Source organism: Streptomyces sp. ML-6 (assembly GCF_030116705.1).
Classification (GTDB): domain Bacteria; phylum Actinomycetota; class Actinomycetes; order Streptomycetales; family Streptomycetaceae; genus Streptomyces.
The window spans coordinates 3,571,172-3,594,124 of record NZ_JAOTIK010000001.1 but is presented as its reverse complement, the minus strand read 5'-3'; the positions used below and the strand labels follow the sequence as shown (position 1 = coordinate 3,594,124).

Genomic DNA, 22,953 nt, shown 5'->3' with positions numbered 1-22,953 from the left:
TGGTGCGACGGAGTGACGGCGCGGTGGCGCGGTCGCGGTGCCGGCCCGGTACGGCGGTGGGCGTGGGGTGCGACAGGGGCGGCTTAAGCTCGTAGCCATGACTGACGTACGTGCTGAGCTGCTCCAGCAGATCAAGGAAAAGGCCGTGGTACACGGCAAGGTGACCCTCTCCTCGGGTCTTGAGGCCGACTGGTACATCGACCTGCGCCGCATCACGCTGGACGGCAAGGCCGCTCCGATGGTCGGTCAGGTCATGCTCGACGCCACCGCCCACCTGGACTACGACTGCGTGGGCGGGCTGACGCTGGGCGCCGACCCGGTCGCCACGTCGATGCTGCACGCCTCCGCCGCGCGCGGGCAGGAGCTGGACGCGTTCGTCGTCCGCAAGGCGCAGAAGGCGCACGGGATGCAGCGCCGCATCGAGGGCACGGACGTGAAGGGCCGCCGCTGCCTGGTGGTCGAGGACACCTCGACCACCGGTGGTTCCCCGCTGACCGCCGTCGAGGCGGTGCGCGAGGCCGGCGGTGAGGTCGTCGCCGTCGCCGTGATCGTGGAGCGGGGCGCGGCCCCGGCCATCGCCGAGGCGGGTCTCCCGTATGTCCACGTCTACTCGGTGGCCGACCTCGATCTCGCCTGACACCTGGCTTGACCTGCGGCTTCTTCCGGGGGTGGGCGGTTTCACGTGAAACCGCCCACCCCTTTCGCATGCCCCTCGCACGCCCGCCGGAGCAGTTGGGGGACGGGCCGGGTGGAGCCGCGACGAGAGTCTGGGAAGATGGGGGCGACGATGATGTCGCCCCCAGGTCAGGGAACCAGCACGCACACCCGCACATCCCAAGGAGCGGACACATGCCCATCGCAACCCCCGAGGTCTACGCCGAGATGCTCGACCGGGCGAAGGCAGGGAAGTTCGCCTACCCGGCCATCAACGTGACGTCGACCCAGACCCTGCACGCTGCACTGCGCGGCTTCGCGGAGGCGGAGAGCGACGGCATCGTCCAGATCTCCACCGGCGGTGCGGAATTCCTGGGCGGCCAGTACAACAAGGACATGGTCACGGGCGCCGTCGCCCTGGCCGAGTTCGCGCACATCGTCGCCGCCAAGTACGACATCTCGGTCGCGCTGCACACCGACCACTGCCCGAAGGACAAGCTGGACGGCTACGTCCGTCCGCTGCTCGACATCTCCGCCGAGCGCGTCGCCCGCGGCGAGAACCCGCTGTTCCAGTCCCACATGTGGGACGGTTCGGCCGAGACCCTCGCCGACAACCTGGCCATCGGTCAGGAGCTGCTGGCCAAGGCCGCCGCCGCCAAGATCATCCTTGAGGTCGAGATCACCCCGACCGGCGGCGAGGAGGACGGCGTCTCGCACGAGATCAACGACGAGCTGTACACCACCGTCGACGACGCGCTGCGCACCGCCGAGGCGCTCGGCCTGGGCGAGAAGGGCCGCTACCTGCTGGCCGCCTCCTTCGGCAACGTCCACGGCGTCTACAAGCCGGGCAACGTCGTGCTCCGCCCCGAGCTGCTGAAGGACCTCCAGGAGGGCGTCGCCGACAAGTACGGCAAGCCCGCCGGCAGTCACCCCTTCGATTTCGTCTTCCACGGCGGTTCCGGCTCCACCGAGCAGGAGATCGCCACCGCGCTGGAGAACGGCGTCGTGAAGATGAACCTCGACACCGACACCCAGTACGCCTTCACCCGCCCGATCGTGGACCACGTGTTCCGCAACTACGACGGTGTGCTGAAGGTCGACGGCGAGGTCGGCAACAAGAAGGTCTACGACCCGCGCAGCTGGGGCAAGTCCGCCGAGGCGGGCATGGCCAAGCGCGTCACGGAGGCCTGCGCCAACCTGCGTTCCACCGGCACCCGGCTGAAGTAGGCACGACCGGTACGAGGCGTGGCCGCGGGCCCGGTACTCCCCTCGGGGTGCCGGGCCCGCGGTGTGTTTCCGGGAAGGTGTTCCCGGGGATCCGACCGGTCCGGGGGCCGCCGGAACCGACAGGACCGACAGGACCGAGAGATCCGACCGGTCCGGGGGCCGTGTTCCGAATGAGTGAGTGTGTGAGGGAGTGCTGTGAGTTCCGGTGTGCGCCATGACCATGACCGCCACGACGACGATGACGACTTCGGCGACTACGACTTCGACACCGTCGTCGACCGCAGGGGCACCTGGTGCGTCCAGTGGGACGGGGTCGCGGACCGTTTCGGGGTGGACGGGCTGCTGCCGTTCACCATCTCCGACATGGACTTCGGGACCGCCCCGGAGGTGCTGGGCGCGCTGCGGGACCGCATCGACCACGGGGTCTTCGGCTACACGGACTGGCGGCTGGGCGACTTCCGCGCGGCGATAGCCCACTGGTACGCGACCCGGCACGGGACGGAGGTGGACACCGGCCTGCTGGTGTACGGGCCCTCCGTGCTCAGCCAGCTCTCGCAGCTGCTCCAGATGTGGTCGGCCGAGGGCGACGGCGTGATCGTCCACACCCCCACGTACGACGGTTTCCGCAAGGCGATCACCGGGCTCGGCCGGGAGCTGCGGGGCGTGCCGGTGGGGGACCGGGCCGCGCTGGAACGCGAACTGGCCCGCCCCGACAGCAAGGTCCTGGTCCTGTGCTCGCCGCACAACCCGACGGGCCGGGTGTGGACCGAGGACGAGCTGGGCGGGATGGCCTCGCTCGCCGCGCGGCACGGCGTCGCGGTGATCAGCGACGAGATACACGCCGACTTCGTGCACGAGGGGCATGTGCACGTGCCGTGGACGAGGGTGGCCGGTGAGGGCCGCTGGGCGCTGGTCACCTCCGCGTCGAAGGCGTTCAACTTCCCGGCGCTGACCGGTTCGTACGGGCTGATCGGCGATCCCGCCGACCGCGCGGAGTTCCTGCGCCGGATGGAGACGGCCGAGGGGCTCGCCTCCCCGGCGGTGCTGTCGCTGACCGCGCACATAGCCGCCTACCGGGAGGGCGGGGCGTGGCTGGACGCGGCCCGCGCCTATGCCGCGGGGAACCTGGCGATGATCGCGCGGCGGCTGAACGAGGCGTTTCCGGAGCTGGGCTGGGAGCCGCCGCAGGCCGGCTACCTGGCGTGGATCGACCTGCGGCCCGCGGGCATCGACGGGGACGAGGAGTTGCAGCGGGTGCTGATCGAGCAGGAGAAGGTCGCGGTGATGCCGGGCGGGGTGTACGGGGCGGAGGGCTTCGTACGACTGAACGTGGGCTGCCCCCGGTCCAAGGCGGAGGCCGGGGTGGAGGCCCTGATCCGCGGCGTCCGCCGGGTGCGCGAGAACGCGGCGCGAGAACGCGGCGGGGGGCCGCTGAGGAGGGCCGCTGGAGAGGCCCGCTGAAGGGGGCCGCTGAGAGGGGCCGCTGAGGGGGCCGCTGAGGGGGCCGCTGAGGGGCGGGCGCTGAGGGGCGGGCGGGTGCCGGAAGACTGAACCCTTGATGGGGGACGGGGCGCCGGGGGAGGGAAGCCGGACGAAGGGACGCGGTTCTCCGATGGCCCTTCCGGCGCGGAGCGGCGATGCTGCTCGTATGCCCGACGCAGCAGGGACAGGAGCCATCCGGGTCGCCTCCGCCACCGGACGCCGGGTCGTCCTCACGACCGTCCTCGGGTCCAGCATGGCCATGCTGGACTCCACCGTCATCAACGTCGCCCTGCCCCGCATCGGCGAGGACCTCGGCACCGGTCTGGCCGCGCTCCAATGGACCGTCAACGCCTACATGCTGACCCTCGCCGGGCTGATCCTGCTCGGCGGCGCCCTCGGCGACCGGTACGGGCGGCGGCGGGTGTTCGTCGTCGGGGTGGTCTGGTTCGCCGCCGCGTCCGTGCTCTGCGGGCTCGCGCCGAACTCCGCCGTCCTGATCGCGTCCCGGGCCCTCCAGGGCGTCGGCGGGGCCCTGCTCACCCCCGGCTCGCTGGCCCTGATCCAGGCGAGTTTCCACCCCGACGACCGGGCCCGCGCGGTCGGCCTGTGGTCGGGGTTCGGCGGGGTCGGGGCGGCGGTCGGGCCGTTCGTCGGCGGCTGGCTCGTCGACGGGCCCGGCTGGCGGTGGGTGTTCCTGCTCAACGTGCCGATCGCCGCGATCTGCGTGCCGGTGGCGCTGCGCCACGTACCGGAATCCCGGGACCCGGACGCCCACGGGCGGTTCGACGTGCTGGGGGCGGTGCTCGGGGCCCTGGCCCTCGCCCTGGTCACGTACGCGCTGATCGAGGCGCCGGGGCAGGGGGCGTCCGGCGCGGTGGTCGGGGCGGCCGTCGGCGGGGTCCTGCTCGGGGCGCTGTTCGTACGGGTGGAACGCGGGCGTGAGGCCCCGATGCTGCCGGCGTCGGTGTTCGCGTCCCGGCAGTTCACCGCCGTCAACGTCATCACCCTCTGCGTGTACGCGGCGCTCGGCGGGTTCTTCTTCCTCTCCGCGATCCAGCTCCAGGTGGTCGCCGGGTACTCGGCGCTCGGCGCGGGCACGGCACTGCTGCCGACGACCGTGCTGATGCTGCTCTTCTCGGCCGCCTCGGGAGAGCTGGGCCGGCGCATCGGGCCCCGGATCCCGCTCACCGTCGGCCCGCTGGTCGCCGCCGCCGGGATGCTGCTGATGATCCGGGTCGGGCCGGGGTCGGCCTCCGTCTCCGGCTACCTCACCGAGGTGCTTCCCGCCGTCGCCCTGCTCGGCGTCGGACTCGTCACCCTGGTCGCGCCGCTCACCGCGACGGTCCTGGCCTCCGTGGACACCGCACGGGCCGGTCTCGCCAGCGGGATCAACAACGCGGCCGCCCGCGCCGCCGGGCTGATCGCGGTGGCCGCGCTGCCGCTGCTCACCGGCATGGGGCCGGAGGCGTACCGGGACGCCGACGAGTTCGCCGCGACCTTCCGCCGGGCCATGCCGATGTGCGCCGGGCTGCTCGTGCTGGGCGCGGTGATCGCCTGGGCGGCGGTGAGTGGGGCGCCGGCCCCGACCGACGAGGAGGAACACGCACGACCCGAGTGCACGGTGCACTGCGGCGTCACCGCCCCGCCACTGGAACCCGAACGGGAAGGGGCCGAGCGGGAAGGAGCCGAGCGGGAGGGAGCCGGGGAGCCGCATACGGACGGGAAGGGAGAAGACGGGAGCGGTGGGGGCGGGAACGGCGGGGGCAGGGTGTGAACCGGCCGGTGGTGTGCGGGGCCGTCCCCGTGCCCGTACCGCCGGCGCGGGCGGGGTGCGAGCGACGGCCCGGGCGCGTTGCCCGGCTACCCCCGGCACCCATGCGCCAGGCACACTTGAACCCATGTCGATCCACGAGAATCTGCTCGGGGGCCCGCCCCCGACCCACCTGCCCGACGACCCGGAGCCGCGCGAGCTGCTCGCGAACGGCACGGCCCCCGCCGACGTCGCCGCGAAGTACCCGACCTCCTCCCTGGCCTGGGCACAGCTCGCCGACGAGGCGTTCGAGGGCGGTCGCACCATCGAGTCGTACGCCTACGCCCGCACCGGCTACCACCGCGGCCTCGACGCGCTGCGCAGGGCCGGCTGGAAGGGCCACGGCCCCGTGCCGTTCGAGCACGAGCCGAACCGCGGCTTCCTGCGCGCCCTGCACGCCCTGGCGCGGGCCGCCCGGGAGATCGGCGAGCAGGACGAGTACGAGCGCTGCTCGACGTTCCTGCGCGACTCCTCGCCGACCGCCGCCGAAACCCTCGGCTAGCCGGACAGGGCAGGACAGGAGCGGACAGGCCCGGGGCGTCCCCGTCCCGGGCCGCGATCGCTCCGGGACGTACCTCCAGGACGTACCCGTACGTACAAGGACGGTCCGGACCCCGCGACGTGCCTCCCGGAAGGGGCGCGTCCGCGGGGTCCGCGTGCTTTTCGGGCTCCGTTTAGTATGCGAGCAGGGGACCGGAGCTCCATCACCTCACGGAAGGGGCGGACCGCTACCCGGAAGCTCGTGTCGAGGAGACAGCGATGTCGACGATCCACCCCGACCCCGAAGCCACCGGTGCGCAGACCCCGCACCTCGACTTCGCGGGAACGACCCCGTACGAGGACTACGTCCAGGCGGACGTCCTGACCCACCTCCAGCACCCTCTCTCCGACGATCCGGGCGAGATGGTCTTCCTGGTCACCACCCAGGTCATGGAGCTGTGGTTCACCGTCATCGTCCACGAGTGGGAAACCGCCGCGCACGCCCTGCGCGGGGACCGGCTGACCGTCGCGCGCGACGCGCTCAAGCGGTCGGTGCGCGAACTGGAGGCGCTCAACGCCTCCTGGAACCCGCTCTCCCAGCTCACCCCCGCCCAGTTCAACTCCTACCGGTCCGCCCTCGGCGAGGGTTCCGGTTTCCAGTCGGCGATGTACCGGCGGATGGAATTCCTGCTGGGCGAGAAGTCCGCGTCCATGCTCGTGCCGCACAAGGGCGCGCCCCGTGTCCACGCCGAGCTGGAGAAGGCGCTCGCCGAACCGGGGCTGTACGACGAGACGCTCGCCCTGCTCGCCCGGCGCGGCCACGCCGTGCCGCAGTCCGTCCTCGACCGGGACCTGACGCAGAAGTACGAGCCGTCCCCCGAGGTCGAGGCCGTCTGGGCGGAGATATACGCCGACCCCGACCGGTACGAGGACCTGGTCCGGCTCGGCGAGGCGCTCACCGACGTCGGCGAGCTGGTCTGGCGCTGGCGCAACGACCACCTCGTCGCCACCCGGCGCGCGATGGGCTCGAAGACCGGCACCGGCGGTTCCGCCGGGGTCGCCTGGCTGGAGAAGCGGGCCACGAAGAACGTCTTCCCCGAGCTGTGGACGGCGCGCAGCCATGTCTGAGACCTTCGCGACCACTCCCGAGGGGCTCGACGCGCGTGCCGCGGAGCTCGATGCCGCCGACCCGCTCGCGGAACGGCGGAAGCTGTTCGTCCTCGACGACACCGTCTACCTCGACGGCAACTCGCTCGGTGCGCTGCCCGCGCACGTGCCCGCCCGGGTGCAGGAGGTCCTCACCCGCGAGTGGGGCGAGCTGCGCATCCGGTCCTGGGACGAGAGCGGCTGGTGGACCGCGCCGGAACGGATCGGCGACCGGATCGCCCCGCTGGTCGGGGCCGCCGCGGGCCAGATCGTCGTCGGCGACTCCACCAGCGTGAACGTCTTCAAGGCCGTCGTCGCCGCGACCCGGCTGGCGCCGGAGGGACGGGACGAGATCCTGGTCGACGCGACGACGTTCCCGACGGACGGGTACATCGCCGCGTCCGCGGCCCGGATGACCGGCCACCGGCTCGTCCCGGTCGCTCCCGCCGAGGTGCCCGGCGCGCTGGGCCCCCGTACCGCGGCCGTGCTGCTCAACCACGTCGACTACCGCACCGGCAGGCTCCACGACCTGCCCGCACTCACCGCCGCCGTGCGCGGGGCGGGCGCCGTCGCGGTCTGGGACCTGTGCCACAGCGCGGGCGCCCTGCCCGTGGGCCTCGACGAGCACGGCGTGGACCTGGCGGTCGGCTGCACGTACAAGTACCTGAACGGCGGTCCGGGTTCGCCCGCCTACCTGTACGTCGCCGAACGCCACCAGGGGGTCTTCGACTCGCCCCTGCCGGGGTGGACGTCGCACGCCGACCCGTTCGGCATGACCCCCGGCTACACCCCGGCGGACGGTGCCGTGCGGGGCCGGGTCGGCACCCCCGACATCCTGTCCATGCTGGCGCTCGAGGCGTCGCTGGACGTGTGGGACGGGGTGTCGGTCGACGAGGTGCGGGCCAAGTCCCTGGCGCTGACGGACTTCTTCCTGGAGTGCGTCGCCGCGTACGTGCCGGAGGGCCGGGTCACCTCGGTCACCCCGGCCGCGCACGCCGAACGCGGCAGCCAGGTCGCGCTGCGCTGCGCGGACGCGGAACGGGTGATGGGCGCGCTCATCGCCCGGGGCGTCGTCGGCGACCTGCGCCGGCCGGACGTGCTGCGGTTCGGATTCACGCCGCTGTACGTCGGGTTCGCGGACGTGGCGCGGGCGGCGCGGGTGCTGGGCGAGGTACTGGACGAGAGTCCGGACGAGGCTCTGGCGGAGAAGGGCTGAGGCCCGGGGGCGGGGGCGGGGCCGAGACGGTTCCCGCACCCCGCCCCGTGCTTTTCCGCTGTGGCTCCTCGGTCGGGACAGGGGTCGGCCGTGCTGGTACCGTCCCCGCAGATCAGGCCGGTCGAGCCCGGCGCCGGACCCGGGCCCCCGCACAGGACGGACGGTTGGAGCACCATGTCGGATTCTGCTGTTTCTGCCGCATCCGCCGCTGCTTCTGTGGATTCCGCCGGTTCGGTCGCGCGGGCCCGGGAGGCGGCCGAGATCGAGTCGGTCTTCTCGCATCCGCCCGTTGCCCCCGACGCATCCGCCGCCTACGGGGACCACCCCGACCAGCTGGTCGACTTCTACGCCCCGCGCGACGGCCGGGCCGGTGCGCCGGTCGTGGTCGTCCTGCACGGCGGGGCGTGGCGGGCGCCGTACGACCGGCAGCACGTGTCGCCGTTCGCGGACTTCCTGGCCCGGCGCGGGTTCGCCGTGGCCAGCGTCGAGTACCGGCGCGGCGGCGGGACACCGGGGCAGGGGGCGGACGGCCCGGTCGCGGGCCGCTGGCCGGACACCTTCGACGACGTCGCCGCCGCGATGGACGCGCTGCCCGGACTGCTGGCCCGGGAACTCCCGGCGGCCGACACCCGGCGGATCGTCCTCACCGGGCACTCCGCCGGCGGGCACCTGGCCCTGTGGGCCGCCGCCCGTCACGTACTGCCCGGGGACTCGCCGTGGCGGCTGCCCGAACCGCCGCCGCTGCGGGGGGTCGTGGCCCTCGCGCCGATCGCCGACTTCGCCACCGCCGTGCGGCTGGACGTGTGCTCGGGGGCGGTCGGCCAGCTCCTGGGCCGTGCGGAGGACCACGAGGAGCGGGCGCCGCTCACCGACCCGGCCGTACTGCTGCCCACCGGCATCGCGACCACCGTGGTGCAGGGCACCGCCGACCCGGACGTGCCGCAGGCGGTCGCGGAGGCATTCGTCGACGCGGCGGCGAGGGCGGGCGAGACGGTGGGGCTGACCCTGCTGTCCGACATCGGCCACTTCCCCCTCATCGACCCGGCGGCGGACGCGTGCGCGGTCGTGGCGGAGGAGCTCGCACAGCTGGCCTGGTGAGTGAGCGGGGGAGCACGGGCAGGCGGGGCACGGGCGGCGCGGCGCGACGGTGGGTGGCGCGGCGGTGCGGCAGGGCGGCGCGGAGGAGCGTGTAGTACTTGCGACGGACGGCGCGGAATCCGTATCACTGCTGACGACCGGGCCCGGGGCCGCCCCCTACCGTGGTGGCGTGACCGAGACCAAGAGCAGGAGCCCGGAGTACCGGATGGCTGCGGGGGCGATGAGCGGCCTCCGGCAGGCCCTTTTCCACGACGCGTTCGCCTATCGTCCGATGCCGCCGCTGCGGACCGGCGGGCCGATGGCCCGACTGCTGCCGAAGCGGATGCGGCCACGTGCCGTGTGGGCACTGCACGCGGTGGTGCTGTTCGCCGCGCTCATCACCTTCCTGTTGGGGGTCGCCGGTTCGGATCACCCCATCGAGAAGATGGTCTCGGTGATTCCGGCCATCTGCGTCGCGATGACGCTGGTCAGGCCGGTCGGCGCGTTCTGGATATCGTTCGCGACGAGCCCGGCGACCGCGATACTCGGCGAGCAGGGATGGCCGTGGGGGGCGAGCACCTTCCTCGGGCACCTGGTCGTGCTGATCGTCGTCGCGGCCAGGACCCGGCCGCGCACCGCCGCCTGGATGTGGGTCCTCACCGTGCTCCTCGGCACGTTCATGGACAACCTGGCCGGGCATTCCACGTCGAGCACCGTGGGCATGGCCGTGGTCTCCGCGTTCGCCCTGCTCGTGGTCGCCATGGTGCAGATCCGGCGCGACGCCGAGCGCGAGGTGACCGTGCAGCGCACCGTGACCGCCGTCGAACGCGACCGGCGCACGCTGCTGGAGGAGCGCACCAACATCGCCCGCGAGCTGCACGACGTGGTCGCGCACCACATGTCGGTCGTCGCGATCCAGGCCGAGGCCGCCCCGTACCGGGTGGAGAACCCGCCGCCCGAGCTGGAGCAGGCGTTCGCCACGATCCGGGAGAACGCCGTCGCCGCCCTCACCGAACTGCGCCGGGTCCTCGGTGTCGTACGGGCCGAGGACTACCAGGCGCCGGATGCTCCGCAGCCCACCCTCGCCCAGCTCGACGGACTCCTCGCCAATGTGCGCGAGGCGGGGCTGGAGACGGAGAAGACGGTGACCGGTGCGGTGCGGGAGCTGCCGCAGGGCGTCGAGCTGTCGGCGTACCGGATCATCCAGGAGGCCCTCAGCAACACGCTGCGGCATGCGCCGGGCGCCACCGCCGGGGTGGAGATCAGCTATGTGCTGGGCGGGCTCGGCCTGCGGATCGTCAACGGGCCGCCGACCGGTCCGGTGAAGCCCTCGCCGGGTGCCGGACACGGCATCACGGGGATGCGGGAGCGGGTCGCGATGCTGGACGGCGCCATGACGGCCGAGGCCACGGACGAGGGCGGTTACGAGATCACCGCCTTCATTCCCGTGCAGCCCGCCGAACCCCGGGACCGGGAACAGGCCGGGACACGCGGTTCCGGTTCCGGTTCCGAGTCCGGGTCCGGTTCCGGGAAGACGAAACTCACGAAGGCCCCGGGGCAGCCGGAGCACCTGGAACGCACGGAACGCACGGAGCAGGCGGAACGCACATGAGCATCCCCACCATCCCGGCCATCCGGGTGCTGATCGTCGACGACCAGATGATGGTCCGCGAGGGCTTCTCGGTACTGCTCAACGCCATGCCGGGCATCGAGGTCGTCGGCGAGGCCGTCGACGGCAGGCAGGCCATCGCGCAGGTCGCGGCCCTGCGTCCCGACGTGGTCCTGATGGACATCCGCATGCCGGAACTCAACGGCATCGAGGCGACCCGCGAGATCGTGGCCGCCGACGCGGACGCCAAGGTGCTGGTGCTGACCACCTTCGACCTCGACGAGTACGTGTACCAGGCGCTGCGCGCCGGGGCGTCCGGCTTCCTCCTCAAGGACGCCTCCGCCCGCCAGCTCGCCGACGGGGTGCGGGTGGTGGCCGCCGGTGAGGCGTTGCTCGCCCCGACCGTCACCAAGCGGCTGATCAACGAGTTCTCGAAGATCGCGGAGAGCCCGCGCCCGCCCGCCCTCGCCCGGATCGGCGACCTCACCGAGCGCGAGACGGAAGTGCTGGTGCTCATCGCGCAGGGCCGGTCCAACGCCGAGATCGCCTCGCACCTGGTCGTTGCCGAGTCCACCATCAAGACGCACGTCAGCCGCATCCTGGTGAAACTGGGCCTGCGCGACCGCACCCAGGCAGCCGTCTTCGCGTACGAGGCCCGCCTGGTCACCCCCTCCTGAACCGGCAGCCGGCCAGCCGGAGGCCGGAGGGAGGACCGGGGCAGGGTACGGAGAGGCACGGCCTGGTCCAGTGGGTACGGCCCGGCCCGGGCAGGAGCCAGCCGGACGCGGGCAGGAGCCAGCCGGACGCGGGCAGGTACGGCTCGACCCGGGGAGTTACGGCCCGGCCCGGGCGGGAGTCGGCCGGGTGCGGACAGCGGTCGGCAGGGGTGGGCGGGTGGTCGGCGGGTGCCGGGGCCGGTTAGCGTCCGACCATGCACCAGTCCTCCCCCTCTGCGGCCGATGCCCGCTTCGACCCCTGGTCCCCGGCCTTCGTCGCCGACCCGTACCCCGCCTACGCCGCGCTGCGGACCGCCGGCCGGGTGCACCGCTTCGAGCCGACCGACCAGTGGCTCGTCCCGCACCACGCCGATGTCTCCGCGCTGCTGCGCGACCGTCGGCTGGGTCGCACGTACCTGCACCGCTTCACCCACGAGGAGTTCGGCCGCACCCCGCCGCCCGCCGAGCACGAGCCGTTCCACACCCTCAACGGGCAGGGGCTCCTCGATCTGGAGGCCCCCGACCACACCCGCATCCGGCGACTGGTCTCCAAGGCGTTCACCCCGCGCACGGTCGAGCAACTCGTCCCGACCGTGCGGCGGCTGGCCGCCGAACTGGTCGACTCCTTCGTCGAGGCGGGCGGCGGCGACCTGCTCACGGCCGTCGCCGAACCGCTGCCCGTGGCCGTCATCGCCGAGATGCTCGGCATCCCGGAATCCGACCGGGCCCCGCTGCGGCCCTGGTCCGCGGCGATCTGCGGGATGTTCGAACTGAACCCGTCCGACGAGACCGCGCGGGCCGCCGTCCGCGCCTCGCTCGACTTCTCCGCGTACCTGCGCGAACTGATCGAGGAGCGGCGCAAGAACCCCGGTACGGACCTGATCTCCGCGCTCATCGCCGCCCACGACGAGGGGGAGCGGCTGAGCGAGCAGGAAATGATCTCCACCTGCGTGCTCCTGCTGAACGCCGGTCACGAGGCGACCGTCAACACCACGGTGAACGGCTGGTGGACGCTGCTGCGCCACCCCGAGCAGCTGGCCGCCCTGCGCGCCGACCACGGGCTGCTGCCGACGGCGATCGAGGAACTGATGCGGTACGACACCCCTCTGCAGATGTTCGAGCGCTGGGTCCTCGACGACATCGAGATCGACGGCACGGTCATTCCGCGCGGCTCGGAGGTCGCCCTGCTCTTCGGCTCCGCGAACCGCGACCCGGCCCGCTTCACCGACCCCGACACCCTGGACCTGGCCCGCCGGGACAACCCGCACACCACCTTCGGCGCGGGCATCCACTTCTGCCTGGGAGCCCCGTTGGCCCGCGTCGAACTCGCCGCCTCCTTCGGCGAACTGCTGCGCCGCGCCCCGGACATGCGGCTGGTGACCGAACCGGAGTGGAACCCGGGTTACGTGATCAGGGGCCTGAAGGAACTCCGCGTGGAGCTGTGACAGGGGGAGGGGAGGGAGAGGGAGGGCAGGGCCGGGAACACCCCGCTCCGCCCCGCCCCGGCTCCTCCCTCCCTGCTCCCTCTTCCCTGCGCCCTGCTCCCTCCCGGCTTCCCGTCCCCGGCTCCGCGCCTCCATGGAGCCCCGGCCCCTTGGAGCTTCGGCCCCGCCCCGCCCCGGCTCAGCTCAGCACGTCACGTCGTCTCAGCGCGCCCAGCCCCGCCCCGGTCAGCACCACCGCGGCCGCGGTGAGCGCGAACACCGGGCCCCACTCCATTCCTGTGCCCCCCGGCAGCTTGGGCAGGTGCGTGAACGGCGACACGTTCATCACCGCCTGCGGAACATCGATGGCCGGGCCGAGCCACCCCAGCGCCAGACAGACCCCGGCCACACCCCAGGCCGCCGCTGCCGCCTTCGGGAGCACCCCGTACAGCAGGACCGTCACCCCGCCCAGCAGCCAGACCGCCGGGAGCTGGACCAGCGCCGCCCCCAGCACGGCCGGGAGGTCGTGCCCGTAACCGGCGGCCAGGCCGAGGCCGCCGACCACCATGAGCAGGGCGGCGCCGCCGAACGCGATGACCAGATGGCCGGCCGCCCACCCGATCCGCCCCACCCCGGCCGCCAGCACCGGTTCGGCGCGGCCGGTGGTCTCCTCGCCGTGCGGTCTCAGCGCCGACGCGACGATGTACAGCGCCGCGACCATTCCCAGCATCGAGACCATCGCGGCGAGGAACGCGTCGGTCAGACCGGCCTGCCCGCCCATCCGCTCGAAGATATCCCTCGTCTTCTCGTTGTCCCCGACGAGATCGGCCGCCCCGCCGGTCAGCCCGCCGAAGACGACCCCGACCGCGGCGAAGGACAGCGTCCACCCGGTCAGCGCACCGCGCTGGAGCCGCAGCGCGAGGCCGAACGCCGTGGAGATCCGGCCCTCCGCGGGCCCCGGCCGGGTTGCCAGGAAGCTCATGCCGACATCCCGCCGCCCGGTCAGGGCGTACGCGACGGCGGCCTGGACCGCGATCGCCGCCGCGACGACGAGCAGCACCCACCAGCGCTCGTCCGCGTAGGCGCGCACGTTCTCCGCCCAGCCGATGGGGGAGAGCCAGGTCAGCACGGACGAACCGTCGTCCGTCGCCGAGTCGCCCGCCGCCTTCAGCACGAACGCGGCACCGATCACCGCGGCCGTGAGCCCCTTCGCGAGCCGCGCGCTCTCGGTGAACTGCGCGGCGATCGCGGCGGTACAGGCGAACAGCGCCCCGACGCCGGCGACCGCCAGGGCCAGCGCCACCGCCCCCGCGCCGCCCGCACCGGACCCGGCCATGCCCGCCACGATCACCAGCGCCAGCCCCGCGTCGGCGATCACTGCGGCGAGGAGCGCGGCGGTCAGCGGGGCGAGGCGTCCCACCATCGCGGAGGAGAGCATCTCCTGGCGGCCGGTCTCCTCTTCCTCCCGGGTGTGCCGGACGACGACGATCAGATTCATCACGGCCGCCAGCGCGGCGCCGAAGGCGACCATCCGCCAGCTGACGAGCCCGCCGACGGAGTCGTCGAAGACCGGCCCGTACATCGCCCGGAGCGAGCTGTTGCCGTTCATCGAAGCGGCGAGCTCGGCACGTCGGCCGGCGGTGTCGTACAGCGAGGCGAGGGACTTCCCGACGGACGGGAAGGAGCCGCCGAGCACGAGCACCCAGAGCGGCATGATGATCCGGTCGCGGCGCAGGGCGAGCCGCAGCAGCGCCCCCGTGCCGGCCAGCCGCCCGCTCCCGGCCCGGGTCCGGGGCCGGGCGCCGGCCGGGGACGTCATGGTTACGGCAGTCATCGCGCCGCCACCCCCGCACCCTCGCCGCCGCGGTCCGGGTCCGCCGTCGCGTAGTGACGCAGGAACAGCTCCTCCAGCGTCGGCGGGGTACTGGTCAGCGTCCGCACCCCCGACGCGGAGAGCGATCCGAGGACGGCGTCCAGCTTGTCCGTGTCGACCTGGAGCGTGACCCGCAGGCCCTGGACGTCGAGGTCGTGGACCCCGGGCAGCTGCGCGAGCCCGTTCGGCGGGCCGGCCAGCTCGGCGCTGATGTTCGTGCGCGTCAGGTGGCGCATGTCCGCCAGCGAACCCGACTCCACCGTCCGGCCCTGCCGGATGATGCTCACCCGGTCGCAGAGCGACTCGACCTCGCTGAGGATGTGGCTGGACAGCAGGACCGTCCGTCCGCGCGCCCGCTCCTCGGCGACGCAGTCCTGGAAGACCTCCTCCATCAGCGGATCGAGACCGCTGGTCGGCTCGTCCAGGATCAGCAGGTCCACGTCGGAGGCGAACGCGGCGACGAGGGCGACCTTCTGCCGGTTCCCCTTGGAGTACGTTCGCCCCTTCTTGGTCGGGTCCAGCTCGAACCGCTCGACGAGGTCGGCGCGCCGGGTCCGGTCGAGACCGCCGCGCAGCCGCCCGTACAGGTCGATGACCTCGCCCCCGGAGAGGTTGCGCCACAGCGTGACGTCACCCGGGACGTACGCCACTCTCCGGTGCAGTTCGACCGCGTCGGCCCACGGGTCGCGGCCGAGGAGCCGGGCGGTGCCCGAGTCTGCCCGCAGCAGGCCCAGCAGCACCCGGATGGTGGTGGACTTCCCCGACCCGTTGGGCCCGAGGAAGCCGTGGACCTCGCCGGTCTCGACCGTGAGGTCGAGGCCGTCCAGTGCGTGTGTCCGACCGAACGACTTGTGCAGCCCGGCCACCGTGATTGCCTTCGTCATGTTTTGAACGTACGCTACTTTCATGAATTTGTGAAGCTAAGGAAACATATAAAGTTGGGGGCGTGGCGGGGGTCGGCAAGAGCACAAGAGCAGGGGAGACGATCGGACGATGACCAGCGAGACCGAGCAGGACGTGCGCTCCGGGCGTGATGCGGAGGCCGTGTCGCGGTTCGTCGAGCGGTTCGCGTCCGAGATGACCGAGGCCGGGATGCAGCGGATGGCGGCCCGGGTGTTCACCGCGCTCCTCGCGGACGACGACGGTTCCATGACCTCCGCCGAGCTCGCCATGGCGTTGCAGATCAGCCCGGCGGCCGTGTCCGGTGCGATCAGCTACCTCACGCAGGTCAGCATGGTCGGCCGCGAACGCGATCCCGGCTCGCGCCGTGACCGCTACCGCGTGCACGACGAGGTCTGGTACACCACCTTCGCCAGACGCGACCAGGTGCTGACCCGGTGGGAGAACACCCTCAGGGAAGGCGTCCGCACCCTGGGCGAGGACACCCCGGCCGGCGTCCGCCTCGCCGAGACGGTGGCGTTCTTCGAGTTCCTGCAGGCGGAGCTGAGCGGGATGATGGAGCGCTGGCGCGAGCACCGCAAGACGCTCGACCTCCCGGGCCGCGACAGCCTTCCCCAGTCCTGATCCCCAGCCCTGATCCCGAGCCCGAGCCCGGGCCCGGGCCCGACCCCGGCCCCGGGCCCGAAGCCTGAGCCCGGCCCCGGACTTCGTCCGCGCCCCCCGGGTCGCCCGAACGGCCGTACCGGCGGGCCCGCGCCCGATTCCGCTCCAATGGGCGAGCCCGAGCCAGAGTCCGGGCCCGAGCCAGAGTCCGGGCCCGAGCCAGAGTCCGGGCCCGAGCCAGAGTCCGGGCCCGGGTCCGAGTGCGGGCCCGACCCCGAGGCCGGGCCCGTCCCTGCCCCGGCTTCGCCCCTGCCCCGTGTTCGTTCCTGATCCCGCGGCCGTTCTGCTCCGCGCCCGGCGCCTATCCCTCGCTCGTGGGCGGCAGCATCAGGCCCCAGGCCCCCGCCCGCACCGTCCAGGTCCTCGTCCGGACCGGGCCACCCACCTGTATGTCCGCCCGGTAGCGGAAGTCCGCGCCCGAGACCGTGACCGCCTTCGCCTCCGCCGTCACCGGCGCGGCGGCCGGGGGACGGACCACCACCTCGGCGAGGCCGCCGCCGCAGCCCCGCGAGGTCACGGTCACCGATTCGACCGGGTGGTCCAGGTCGTTCAGCAGGACCCCGTCGGCCTCGACCCGCAGCCGGTGCGTGGCCACCGGCCCGGCGGGCGTCGGCGGGGCGGGGCGCACCAGGGTGCGGACCAGGGACCGGCAGGTGTCCCAGACCGCCGTGGCCCCCGTCCGGGCCGCCGCCGCGCCCGGCAGCGTGCCCAGGGCCGGGAGGTGCAGCGCGCCCAGGACCACCCCGTCGCTGTCGTCGACCAGCAGGTCGAGCCTGCGCACGGCGCCGTCCAGCGCGGTGCGCGCCGCCGCCACCGCGCCCCGGGGCACGCCGAGCGAATGGGCGAGTTCCAGCGCGGCCGCGGCACCGACCGGGATCAGCGCGAGGGCGTTCTCGGCCGGTTCCCGTTCCCGGTGCAGCTGGATCACCGCCCGCCGCAGCGCCCGGTCGTCGCCGACCACCACCGGCCGCCGACTGCCCCGGCGGGACAGGGCCCGGGCGAATTCCTCGGGCCCGTCCGGCAGGCAGATCTTGGCGTGCGAACCGGCGCTCAGCACGTCCTTCGCGATACGGACGGACTCGCCGTCGGTCCGGCGGGCGACCGGGTCGATGACCACCAGCAGCTGGTGCGCACCGTCGCCGGGGGGCTGGGCAGCCGACACCTCGGTCCTTCCTCGGGTAGCATCTTGGTGCAAGAGCCCCTTGCGCTATTGCGCCAGGGGCTTCGTCTATATCCGGGGCACCCGGTTCGACGGTTCAGGTCTTGTCGTACATCGTCGTACGGCATGTACGACGTTTACGTACGCCCCCTGACCTTGGACATGCCCCGCCCGGAAGGGGTGTACGCCTGTGCCCGCACTTGTGCTGCTCGGTGCTCAGTGGGGTGACGAGGGCAAGGGAAAGGCCACCGACCTCCTCGGTGGATCCGTGGACTATGTGGTGCGCTACCAGGGCGGCAACAACGCCGGTCACACGGTGGTCGTCGGAGACCAGAAGTACGCACTGCATCTCCTCCCCTCCGGAATCCTTTCGCCGGGGTGCACCCCGGTCATCGGAAACGGTGTCGTCGTCGACCCGGCCGTCCTGCTCTCCGAGCTGAGTGGGCTGAACGAGCGCGGCGTGGACACGTCCAAGCTGCTGATCAGCGGTAACGCCCATTTGATCACCCCGTACAACGTCACCGTCGACAAGGTGACGGAACGGTTCCTCGGGAAGCGCAAGATCGGCACGACCGGTCGCGGCATCGGCCCGACGTACGCCGACAAGATCAACCGGGTGGGCATCCGCGTCCAGGACCTCTACGACGAGTCGATCCTGGCGCAGAAGGTCGAGGCGGCCCTGGAGCAGAAGAACCAGCTCCTCGCCAAGGTCTTCAACCGCCGGGCGATCGAGGCCGACAAGATCGTCGAGGAGATGCTCCAGTACGCGGAGCAGATCAAGCCGTACGTCGCCGACACGACGCTCGTCCTGAACAACGCCATCGACGAGGGCAAGGTCGTCCTCTTCGAGGGCGGCCAGGGCACGCTGCTCGACGTGGACCACGGCACGTACCCCTTCGTCACCTCCTCGAACCCGACCGCGGGCGGCGCCTGCACCGGTGCCGGTGTGGGTCCGACGAAGATCACCCGGGTCATCGGCATCCTCAAGGCGTACACCACCCGCGTCGGCGCCGGCCCGTTCCCGACGGAGCTGTTCGACGAGGACGGCGAGGCGCTGCGCCGGATCGGTGGCGAGCGCGGTGTCACCACCGGCCGCGACCGTCGCTGCGGCTGGTTCGACGCGGTGATCGCGCGGTACGCGACCCGGGTCAACGGCCTCACCGACTTCTTCCTCACCAAGCTGGACGTGCTGACCGGCTGGGAGCAGATCCCGGTGTGCGTCGCGTACGAGATCGACGGCAAGCGCGTCGAGGAACTCCCGTACAGCCAGACCGACTTCCACCACGCGAAGCCGGTCTACGAGATGCTGCCGGGCTGGTCCGAGGACATCACGAAGGCCAAGACCTTCGGTGACCTGCCGAAGAACGCGCAGGCGTACGTGAAGGCGCTGGAGGACATGTCCGGCGCCCCGATCTCCGCGATCGGCGTCGGCCCCGGCCGCACCGAGACCATCGAGATCAACTCCTTCCTCTGAGGGGCACGGCTTCCTCCAGGGGCACGGACCTGAACGGGGGTGGGCCGGGGCCGCGCGTCCCGGCCCACCCCCGTTCCGCTCGTGGCCGGGGAACTTCCGTCCGTTGGACCAGACCTTGACAGGTCCAGACCAATGCGACTTGAGTGGCGGGACGTTCCGACGGCCCGCTGAGGTGTTCGGCGTGCCCTTCCGAAGGAGTGAGCAGCGCTGAAACGCATCAAGAGCCTTCTGTCCGTGTCGGGTGCCCTCGCCGCCGTCCTCGCGACGGCCGTGTTCCTCCCCGCCCCCGCCGCGTCCGCCGCGGCCCCGGCTCCGGAGGCCCCCGGGGCGGTCCGGTGCGCGCCCCTCTGGAGTTCCTCCACGGCCTACTCGGCGGGCGGCACCGTCTCGCACCACGGCCGCAACTGGACGGCCAAGTGGTGGACGCTGAACGAGAACCCGGGTGCCACGGGCGCCTGGGAGGACCGGGGCGCCTGCACGGGCGGGGTCTCCGACTTCGTCATCAGCGAGGCGCAGTTCGACGAGATCTTCCCGGACCGCGACCCCTTCTACACGTACCAGGGCCTGATCGACGCCCTGAGCGCCTACCCGGGTTTCGCGAACACCGGAACACCGGCCACACGGGCCCGGGAGGCGGCGGCGTTCCTGACCCACGCCGACTTCGAGTCGGTCGGACTGCGGTACGTGAAGGAGATCAACGAGGCCAACTACTGGCGCAAGTGCGACTACAGCCGGCCGTACGGCTGCCCGGCCGGGCAAACCGCGTACTACGGGCGCGGCCCGATCATGTTCAGCTGGAACTTCAACTACAAGACCGCCGGTGACGCCCTCGGCCTCGACCTCCTCCACAACCCCTGGCTGGTCGAGCAGGATCCGTCCGTCGCCTGGCAGACGGCGCTCTGGTACTGGAACACCCAGAACGGCCCCGGCACCATGACCTCGCACGAGGCGATGGTCGGCGGCGCGGGCTTCGGCGAGACGATCCGTTCGCTCAATGGCGCCCTGGAGTGCGACGGCGGCAATCCCGAATCGGTCGCGGCCCGGGTCGCCAAGTACGAACGGATCACCGGCATCCTCGGCGTGGCGCCGGGTTCCCGGCTGGGCTGCTGACCGCTGACCTCAATGGCCTGCTGATCTGCTGACTTCTCTTCAACATGTGGTTCTGGTAGGGGAGTTCGCTGGCTGGTTTCATCGGCCGGTCCGCCGTGTGCGGCGGGCTCGGAAGAATATTCGGTGATGGTCCATACCTTGACAGGTCCAGACCATCGACGCTTGAGTGACGGTCAACCCCCCATGGCGGCGCACCGCCCAGCCCGGTGCGCCGCATCGAAGGAGTGATCACATGGTCAGGCGTGTCATGGGTCTGCTGACCGCGCTCGGTGCGCTCGTCGCGCTGCTCGTCGTCCTTCCCGCCTCCACCGCGGCCGCGGCGGAGTGCGCGGCTCCCTGGAACTCCTCGTCCGTCTACACGGGGGGCAAGACGGCCTCCCACAACGGCCACAACTGGACCGCCAAGTGGTGGACCCAGAACGAGACTCCCGGCAGCTCCGACGTCTGGGCGGACCAGGGCAGTTGTGGTGACGGTGGTACGGACCCGGGTGGGCCGGACCCGTCCGGCTTCGTCGTCAGCGAGGCCCAGTTCAACCAGATGTTCCCGAACCGGAATTCCTTCTACACGTACCAGGGCCTGACCGATGCCCTGAGCGCCTACCCGGGCTTCGCGAACACCGGCAGCGACACCGTCAAGCGCCAGGAGGCAGCGGCGTTCCTCGCCAACGTCAGCCACGAGACGGGCGGTCTGGTGTACGTGGTCGAGCAGAACACGTCCAACTACCCGCACTACTGCGACAGCAGCCAGCCGTACGGTTGCCCGGCCGGCCAGGCCGCGTACTACGGGCGCGGTCCGATCCAGCTCAGCTGGAACTTCAACTACAAGGCCGCCGGTGACGCGCTCGGCATCGACCTGCTGGGCAACCCGTACCTGGTGGAGCAGAACGCCTCGATCGCCTGGCGGACCGGCCTCTGGTACTGGAACACGCAGAACGGCCCCGGCACCATGACGGCCCACCAGGCCATGGTGAACGGCGCCGGCTTCGGCGAGACCATCCGCTCGATCAACGGCTCCCTGGAGTGCAACGGCGGCAACCCCGCCCAGGTCCAGAGCCGCATCGACCGCTACAAGGCGTTCACCGCCATCCTCGGCACCACCCCCGGCTCCAACCTGAGCTGCTGACCGGCCTCTGTCGGCCCTGCTGACTCCGCTGACCCTGCTCGAACTGCTGACCCCGCTGACCCGCACCGGCCGTCCCGACCCACCCGTCGGGGCGGCCGGTGCGGTTCAACGGGCCGTTCGGGCTGTTCCGGCTGTTCGGGCCGTTCGGGCCGTTCCGGCCTCCGCCAGGTCCAGGGCGCGGAAGGCCAGCCACAGGTCGTAGCGGGCGCTCGGAGCCTGGAGCAGGGAGCGCCCGAGTGCCGATTCGAGCCGGGTGAGCCGCTTGCGGACCCCGGGTACGGAGATGCCCAGCGCGTCCGCGGTCGCGGCCGTCCGGGCCTCGCACTCCAGCCAGGTGCGGAGCGTCTCCCGCGGATCGGCGGCGTTCTTGGAAGTGGTTCCGGAAGTGGTCCTGGAAGTGTTCCCGGGACTGTCGGAACCGGTCAGCGGGCGCAGTTGCTGAGCCGCCCATTCCTGCATGGCCGGGGTGCGCAGGATGTCGTCCAGGCGGTGGAGCGCCGGGGACTCCGGGGATTCCGGGGGCTCCTGGGATTCCGGCCCGTCGGCGGCGGCCGTCGGGAGAGTGGTGGGGGTGGCGCGGATGCGCAGGGCCAGGTCGAGGGCGGCCTGGTCGCCGACCCGGCTCAGATCGAGCCCGAGCAGTTCGCCGATCAGCCGGAGCCGGGCGGCCAGGGTGTTGCGGTGGATCTTCAGGTGCTGGGTCGCGTGCGAGGAGAACGCGAGCCAGGAGGCGAGGGTCGCCGCGAGTTCCTGGCTGCCCGGGTCGTGGCTGCGCCGCGGTACATGGGTGAGCAGCGGGTTCAGCAGCGCCTTCGCCCAACGGGCCCCGGCCTCCCCGGCGACCACGGCGGGCTCCTGCGCCGAACCGAAGCGGGCGTGCCGGGCGGGCAGCCCACGGGCCACGGCCAGCGCGTGGAACGCCTGCCGGTACCCGGTCGCGGTGTCGGACAGCGGTACGTCCTCGCTGGCCCCGACCACGCACTCGGCCACCGCGTCGGCGACCCGGATGCCCAGCCACTGTTCGGCCCCGGCCCCGGCCCCCTCCCCGTCCGTGCCCGCACCTGTGCCTGTGCCTGTGCCTGTGCCTGTGCCCGCACCGGTGTAGGTGCCGGTGTCCGCCGGTACGACGAGGATCACGTGGCGCGAGTACACCGGGCACCGCACGATCCAGGACCGGCCGCCGGACAGCCGCGTGCAGATCCGCATCACCTCGTCCCGGCTGCCGACCGGGCACTCCACGACGTACACCCGGACGGGGTCGGGCAACGTGGGCTTCAGCGCCCCCGCCACCTGGTGCGCGATGGACAGCTGACCTGTCATCAGCAGGTGCAGCACCGCCTCCCGGCCCCGGGACTCCGCGAGGTCGACGCGTCGCCGCCTGCGTTCCACCGACTCCGCCGCCCAGCACATGGTCAGCGGCATCGTCACGTCGGCGAGCAGGGTGGGGAGCCCTTCGGGCAGCGGGCGCGGCGCGACCACGACCAGGGTCGGGGCGGCGGAGTCCGGCGGTCCGTCCAGCGGGAACAGCAGCACGGTGTGCGCTCCCCGGTCGCACGAGAAGGAGTGCGCGTCGATCCCCGCCATCTCCCGCACGTACTCGCCCGCCAGCGCGGCGGACTCGGCGCCCATGCCGTCCGCGCTCCGGACCACGCAGTGCAGAACGGTGCCGTCGCCGTCGACCAGCCCGGCCCAGCCCGCGGCCCGGCCGGACACCCAGCGCAGGAGCTCCCGGGACCCGCCCGACCGGGCCAGCCGGTACATCCGCAGTACGTCGTCGGCCCGTTCCCGCGCGCGCACGCATCCTCCGCTT

General features: G+C 72.4%; 19 protein-coding genes. 15 read left to right on the top strand and 4 right to left on the bottom strand.

Annotated elements, in window-relative coordinates; all coding sequences use genetic code 11:
- Nucleotides 1–97 precede the first annotated feature (97 nt).
- The 11 genes from pyrE (at nt 98) to OCT49_RS15680 (ending at nt 12,862) form a co-directional block, all read left to right on the top strand.
- On the top strand, nt 98–637 hold the full coding sequence (gene pyrE / locus OCT49_RS15730) for an orotate phosphoribosyltransferase (protein ID WP_283852514.1): 540 nt from the start codon (nt 98–100) through the stop codon (nt 635–637).
- 212 nt (nt 638–849) lie between these two features.
- Nucleotides 850–1,881, top strand: a complete 1,032-nt coding sequence (gene fbaA / locus OCT49_RS15725) for a class II fructose-bisphosphate aldolase (RefSeq protein WP_283852513.1) — start codon at nt 850–852, stop codon at nt 1,879–1,881.
- Between the two features lie 207 nt (nt 1,882–2,088).
- A complete protein-coding gene (locus OCT49_RS15720; RefSeq protein WP_283852512.1) occupies nt 2,089–3,342 on the top strand; it encodes a MalY/PatB family protein in 1,254 nt (417 codons plus the stop codon).
- 187 nt (nt 3,343–3,529) lie between these two features.
- Nucleotides 3,530–5,137 (top strand): MFS transporter, encoded by a 1,608-nt coding sequence (locus tag OCT49_RS15715; protein WP_283852511.1) that lies wholly within the window; start codon nt 3,530–3,532, stop codon nt 5,135–5,137.
- 124 nt (nt 5,138–5,261) lie between these two features.
- The gene (locus OCT49_RS15710) at nt 5,262–5,675 is read left to right on the top strand and encodes a DUF3151 domain-containing protein (protein ID WP_283852510.1); all 414 of its coding nucleotides are present in this window, start codon (nt 5,262–5,264) and stop codon (nt 5,673–5,675) included.
- A 257-nt stretch (nt 5,676–5,932) separates the two neighbouring features.
- Nucleotides 5,933–6,781 carry a tryptophan 2,3-dioxygenase family protein gene (locus tag OCT49_RS15705; protein ID WP_283852509.1) on the top strand — a complete coding sequence of 283 codons (849 nt, stop codon included), beginning with the start codon at nt 5,933–5,935 and terminating at the stop codon, nt 6,779–6,781.
- Nucleotides 6,774–8,015, top strand: a complete 1,242-nt coding sequence (gene kynU / locus OCT49_RS15700) for a kynureninase (protein ID WP_283852508.1) — start codon at nt 6,774–6,776, stop codon at nt 8,013–8,015. Before OCT49_RS15705 ends, kynU begins: the two co-directional genes overlap by 8 nt.
- A gap of 174 nt (nt 8,016–8,189) precedes the next feature.
- A complete protein-coding gene (locus tag OCT49_RS15695; RefSeq protein WP_283852507.1) occupies nt 8,190–9,113 on the top strand; it encodes an alpha/beta hydrolase family protein in 924 nt (307 codons plus the stop codon).
- A gap of 220 nt (nt 9,114–9,333) precedes the next feature.
- Nucleotides 9,334–10,704 (top strand): sensor histidine kinase, encoded by a 1,371-nt coding sequence (locus tag OCT49_RS15690; RefSeq protein ID WP_283855814.1) that lies wholly within the window; start codon nt 9,334–9,336, stop codon nt 10,702–10,704.
- Nucleotides 10,701–11,378 (top strand): response regulator, encoded by a 678-nt coding sequence (locus tag OCT49_RS15685; RefSeq protein ID WP_283852506.1) that lies wholly within the window; start codon nt 10,701–10,703, stop codon nt 11,376–11,378. The genes OCT49_RS15690 and OCT49_RS15685 overlap by 4 nt, the downstream gene beginning before the upstream one ends.
- 254 nt (nt 11,379–11,632) lie before the next feature.
- Nucleotides 11,633–12,862, top strand: coding sequence for a cytochrome P450 (locus OCT49_RS15680; protein WP_283852505.1), 1,230 nt, complete (start codon nt 11,633–11,635; stop codon nt 12,860–12,862).
- A gap of 178 nt (nt 12,863–13,040) precedes the next feature.
- Here the strand turns inward: OCT49_RS15680 and OCT49_RS15675 are convergent, their stop codons facing one another.
- Together OCT49_RS15675 and OCT49_RS15670 are read right to left on the bottom strand one after the other, a co-directional pair.
- Nucleotides 13,041–14,675 (bottom strand): ABC transporter permease, encoded by a 1,635-nt coding sequence (locus tag OCT49_RS15675; protein ID WP_283852504.1) that lies wholly within the window; start codon nt 14,673–14,675, stop codon nt 13,041–13,043.
- Nucleotides 14,672–15,598, bottom strand: coding sequence for an ABC transporter ATP-binding protein (locus OCT49_RS15670; protein ID WP_283852503.1), 927 nt, complete (start codon nt 15,596–15,598; stop codon nt 14,672–14,674). Before OCT49_RS15670 ends, OCT49_RS15675 begins: the two co-directional genes overlap by 4 nt.
- A 109-nt stretch (nt 15,599–15,707) precedes the next feature.
- On the opposite strand from OCT49_RS15670, the gene OCT49_RS15665 reads away from it, so the two are divergent.
- Nucleotides 15,708–16,238 (top strand): GbsR/MarR family transcriptional regulator, encoded by a 531-nt coding sequence (locus tag OCT49_RS15665; protein WP_283852502.1) that lies wholly within the window; start codon nt 15,708–15,710, stop codon nt 16,236–16,238.
- Nucleotides 16,239–16,578: 340 nt separating this feature from the next.
- On the opposite strand, the gene OCT49_RS15660 is transcribed toward OCT49_RS15665, so the two are convergent.
- Nucleotides 16,579–17,439 carry a diacylglycerol kinase family protein gene (locus OCT49_RS15660; RefSeq protein ID WP_283852501.1) on the bottom strand — a complete coding sequence of 287 codons (861 nt, stop codon included), beginning with the start codon at nt 17,437–17,439 and terminating at the stop codon, nt 16,579–16,581.
- 187 nt (nt 17,440–17,626) lie between these two features.
- Here OCT49_RS15660 and OCT49_RS15655 point away from each other — a divergent pair, with 187 nt between their 5' ends.
- The 3 genes from OCT49_RS15655 to OCT49_RS15645 all read left to right on the top strand — a co-directional run bounded on the left by OCT49_RS15655 (nt 17,627) and on the right by OCT49_RS15645 (nt 21,143).
- On the top strand, nt 17,627–18,910 hold the full coding sequence (locus tag OCT49_RS15655) for an adenylosuccinate synthase (RefSeq protein ID WP_283852500.1): 1,284 nt from the start codon (nt 17,627–17,629) through the stop codon (nt 18,908–18,910).
- 234 nt (nt 18,911–19,144) lie between these two features.
- Nucleotides 19,145–20,020, top strand: a complete 876-nt coding sequence (locus OCT49_RS15650) for a glycoside hydrolase family 19 protein (protein WP_283852499.1) — start codon at nt 19,145–19,147, stop codon at nt 20,018–20,020.
- A gap of 232 nt (nt 20,021–20,252) precedes the next feature.
- Nucleotides 20,253–21,143 carry a glycoside hydrolase family 19 protein gene (locus OCT49_RS15645; RefSeq protein ID WP_283852498.1) on the top strand — a complete coding sequence of 297 codons (891 nt, stop codon included), beginning with the start codon at nt 20,253–20,255 and terminating at the stop codon, nt 21,141–21,143.
- Between the two features lie 105 nt (nt 21,144–21,248).
- On the opposite strand, the gene OCT49_RS15640 is transcribed toward OCT49_RS15645, so the two are convergent.
- Nucleotides 21,249–22,904 carry a PucR family transcriptional regulator gene (locus OCT49_RS15640; RefSeq protein WP_283855813.1) on the bottom strand — a complete coding sequence of 552 codons (1,656 nt, stop codon included), beginning with the start codon at nt 22,902–22,904 and terminating at the stop codon, nt 21,249–21,251.
- Between the last annotated feature and the right edge of the window lie 49 nt (nt 22,905–22,953).

Bases quoted from the DNA above. Each gene is read 5' to 3' on its own strand.
- kynU (WP_283852508.1), top strand. From the start codon at position 6,774: ATGTCTGAGACCTTCGCGACCACTCCCGAGGGGCTCGACGCGCGTGCC.
- OCT49_RS15670 (WP_283852503.1), bottom strand. From the start codon at position 15,598: ATGACGAAGGCAATCACGGTGGCCGGGCTGCACAAGTCGTTCGGTCGG.
- pyrE (WP_283852514.1), top strand. From the start codon at position 98: ATGACTGACGTACGTGCTGAGCTGCTCCAGCAGATCAAGGAAAAGGCC.
- OCT49_RS15710 (WP_283852510.1), top strand. From the start codon at position 5,262: ATGTCGATCCACGAGAATCTGCTCGGGGGCCCGCCCCCGACCCACCTG.
- OCT49_RS15675 (WP_283852504.1), bottom strand. From the start codon at position 14,675: ATGACTGCCGTAACCATGACGTCCCCGGCCGGCGCCCGGCCCCGGACC.
- OCT49_RS15715 (WP_283852511.1), top strand. From the start codon at position 3,530: ATGCCCGACGCAGCAGGGACAGGAGCCATCCGGGTCGCCTCCGCCACC.
- fbaA (WP_283852513.1), top strand. From the start codon at position 850: ATGCCCATCGCAACCCCCGAGGTCTACGCCGAGATGCTCGACCGGGCG.
- OCT49_RS15685 (WP_283852506.1), top strand. From the start codon at position 10,701: ATGAGCATCCCCACCATCCCGGCCATCCGGGTGCTGATCGTCGACGAC.
- OCT49_RS15680 (WP_283852505.1), top strand. From the start codon at position 11,633: ATGCACCAGTCCTCCCCCTCTGCGGCCGATGCCCGCTTCGACCCCTGG.
- OCT49_RS15645 (WP_283852498.1), top strand. From the start codon at position 20,253: ATGGTCAGGCGTGTCATGGGTCTGCTGACCGCGCTCGGTGCGCTCGTC.
- OCT49_RS15695 (WP_283852507.1), top strand. From the start codon at position 8,190: ATGTCGGATTCTGCTGTTTCTGCCGCATCCGCCGCTGCTTCTGTGGAT.
- OCT49_RS15690 (WP_283855814.1), top strand. From the start codon at position 9,334: ATGAGCGGCCTCCGGCAGGCCCTTTTCCACGACGCGTTCGCCTATCGT.
- OCT49_RS15705 (WP_283852509.1), top strand. From the start codon at position 5,933: ATGTCGACGATCCACCCCGACCCCGAAGCCACCGGTGCGCAGACCCCG.
- OCT49_RS15640 (WP_283855813.1), bottom strand. From the start codon at position 22,904: ATGTACCGGCTGGCCCGGTCGGGCGGGTCCCGGGAGCTCCTGCGCTGG.
- OCT49_RS15665 (WP_283852502.1), top strand. From the start codon at position 15,708: ATGACCAGCGAGACCGAGCAGGACGTGCGCTCCGGGCGTGATGCGGAG.